The organism is Actinobaculum sp. oral taxon 183 str. F0552 (genome assembly GCF_000466165.1).
Classification (GTDB): Bacteria; Actinomycetota; Actinomycetes; order Actinomycetales; family Actinomycetaceae; genus Peptidiphaga.
Genome location: NZ_KE951420.1, coordinates 32,132 through 34,737, shown reverse-complemented (window position 1 = coordinate 34,737; position 2,606 = coordinate 32,132). Strand labels below are relative to the sequence as shown.

The following is a 2,606-nucleotide window of genomic DNA, read 5'->3' as shown; positions in this document are numbered from 1 at the left end:
ACGAGAGCGGGCGCGGCCGCGTCGGCGGCCCGAGGCCGGACCAGGGCCCCAGGCCGGACCGCACCACGGTGATGGACCGCAGCCCCGGGCAGGACCGCGCCTTCCGGCCCCCGGAGGGCTCGGCCGCTCCCGGATTCGGGGAGATCGCGCGCGCGGACCATGACACCGCCACGGGCCACGCGTTCGGCGCCGGCGTGCTCGCGGCCAGCCCTCGCAGCGAGGAGCTGCGCAACCGCGACCTGTCCGCGGGCGACCGACTGGTCCTCAACGCTCCCGGAGGGAGCAGGACCCCCATCGCCGACGGAGGGGACATGCCGTTCCCCGAGCTCGACGAGACGCCGACAGCCGACGGCATCCCCACCATCTCCGAGGCCGCGTCGGCGGCCCTGCTCGGAGACGGGGCCTGGCAGTCCCGATGGCGCGTGGTCGACGACGAAGAACCCGACCCCCGGGAGGCCGACGACGACCACCGGCCCAAGAAGTAAGGCAAGAAGTAAGGACTGATATGCACAAGAAGAGCACAGCCGTGGCCCTGGCGCTCGCCTTCGCGGGCTCCTCGCTGGCGGCCTGCGGCGGGAACGACGCCAAGCTCCCCAAGCCGAAGGCCGCCACAGGCGTCGCGTATCCGGCCATGTCCACGGAGCGTTTCGGGAAGGTCCAGAAGAAGGTCTTCACGGCGATATCCCAGGCGGACGGCTCGCTGAACGCCGATGCGCTCACGGCCCGCGTCACCGGGCCGATGAAGACGATCCGCAGCGCCCAGTACAAGCTGAAGGGGATCCTCAACGACGGCTACACGCTGACGGAGCTGTCGACCCTCACCAGCAGGCAGGGCATCGCCGTCTCGGGCGACGGGTCCTTTCCTCGCCTCGGATTCAGCGTCATGGAGCCCGTCAAGGGGACGACGCTGCCGAGCTTCGACGTCTTCCTCCAGTCCACGGCCCGCAACAACTGGGCTCTGTGGGGCTCGCTCTACGTCGAGGCGGGCGCCACGCTCCCCAGCGTGAAGGTCGGCAAGTCGGGGCTCGAGCTCATCGGGGCCGAGTCGAACGAGGGACTGGCGGCCGGGCCGGCCCAGACGGTCGCCGCCTACGTCCAGCTCAACAACACGCGCTCGGACGCCAAGGGCCTGACCTTCGCCAACGACAAGCTGCGCACCCAGCTGGCCGCCGCGCACGACGAGAACGCCAAGTCGGTCAGCGCATCGGGCACGGTGTCCACGGTCTTCGGCAGCAACCCCAAGGAGATCTACTCCGTGCGGACCGAGGACGGCGGGGCCCTCGTGGTCAGCGAGATGGGCTACAACATCCAGCACAGCCTGACCCAGCCCAACGGGAAGATCACCCTCACCGGCATCCAAGGGGTCATGGCGACCGGGAACGCCTCCGGCAGCGTGAACGTGACGGGGACGACGACGTCGTCCTATACGATGCTCGTCGCCTTCCACGTGCCGCCGGCCAATGCCAAAGACAAGACGATCAGACTCGTCGGCTCGTCGATTCCGCAGCTGACGTCAGTGGGGTGAGGATACGATGACGGAATCTCTGGGAATGTACGGAGCGGTGGACCTCTCTTCTCTGTCGGCCCCTCCCGCGGGCGGCGGAGAGGCGGCGTCGAAAGTACGGGGAGGCGTCGTCGTCGACGTGACGGCGCAGTCCATGGCGAGCGCCCTGGACGTCTCCGCCAAGCTCCCCGTCGTGCTCGTCTTCTACTCCGCCCGCTCGGAAGCCTCCGTGGCGCTCGACTCGCGCTTGCAGGAGATCGCCGTCCGCCGCGGGGGGCGCTTCCAGCTCGGCAGGGTCGACGTCGACGCGGCGGTGGAGGTCGCCCAGGCCTTCCGCGTGACCGGCGTCCCGGCGGCCGTCGCCCTCATCCAGGGCCAGCCCGTGCCGCTGTTCCAGGGCGCGCCGGCCGACGGGGAGATCGACAAGGTGATCGACCAGGTCCTGGCCACAGCCGCCCAGTACGGAATGACCGGAGTGCTCGACGGGCAGGACGGAGCCGACGAGCCCGAGCCCGAGATCTCCGAGCACCATCGCGCGGCGCTCGACGCCATGGAGGCCAATGACTTCCACCGCGCGGCGGACGAGTTCAGGGCCGCCCTGAGGGAGGAGCCCGGCAACGCCGAGCTCGCCTACGGCCTCGCGCAGGCCGAGCTCATGTCCAGGGTCACCGGCACCGACCCGAACGCGATCCTGGTGAGGGCGAGCAGCCTTCCCTTCACCGACGTGGAGACCCAGCTCGCCGCCGCCGACGTCGAAGTGGCCTACGGTCGCGCCCAGTCCGCCTTCGCCCGGCTCATCGAAGTCGTCAAGGCGACGTCGGGGCAGGAGCGCGAGGACGCCCGCAAGCGCTTGGTCGAGCTCTTCGAGGTCGTCGGCTCGGCCGAGCCGCTGGTCGCCGAGGCGCGCAGAGCGCTGGCGAACGCCCTCTTCTAGCCGGTCCCGACCGTCCCGCGCCCGGACGCCCCGCCGATCGCGTCGGCGGGGCGTCCGGGCGCGGGCTTCTGCTGCGCCTTCGGGCGTCGGAAACCGGCCGGGTCGGCCTCCGACGGCCCGCGGCCAGGCGCCGGGTCAGCCGTCCTCTCGGACCAGCCAGGCCGTCGC

General features: G+C 71.0%; 3 protein-coding genes. All 3 read left to right on the top strand.

Features of this window, described 5'->3' with window-relative positions; genetic code table 11:
* The coding region (locus tag HMPREF0043_RS04390) for a hypothetical protein (protein ID WP_021601692.1) at positions 1-485 on the top strand (485 nt) is incomplete at its 5' end.
* Positions 486-505: 20 nt separating this feature from the next.
* The gene (locus tag HMPREF0043_RS04385; protein WP_021601691.1) at positions 506-1,525 is read left to right on the top strand and encodes a hypothetical protein; all 1,020 of its coding nucleotides are present in this window, start codon (positions 506-508) and stop codon (positions 1,523-1,525) included.
* Between the two features lie 7 nt (positions 1,526-1,532).
* A complete protein-coding gene (locus HMPREF0043_RS04380; RefSeq protein WP_021601690.1) occupies positions 1,533-2,438 on the top strand; it encodes a co-chaperone YbbN in 906 nt (301 codons plus the stop codon).
* Positions 2,439-2,606: the final 168 nt, after the last annotated feature.

Excerpts from the sequence above, each read along its gene's own strand:
- HMPREF0043_RS04385 (WP_021601691.1), top strand. The coding sequence starts at position 506 with ATGCACAAGAAGAGCACAGCCGTGGCCCTGGCGCTCGCCTTCGCGGGC.
- HMPREF0043_RS04380 (WP_021601690.1), top strand. The coding sequence starts at position 1,533 with ATGACGGAATCTCTGGGAATGTACGGAGCGGTGGACCTCTCTTCTCTG.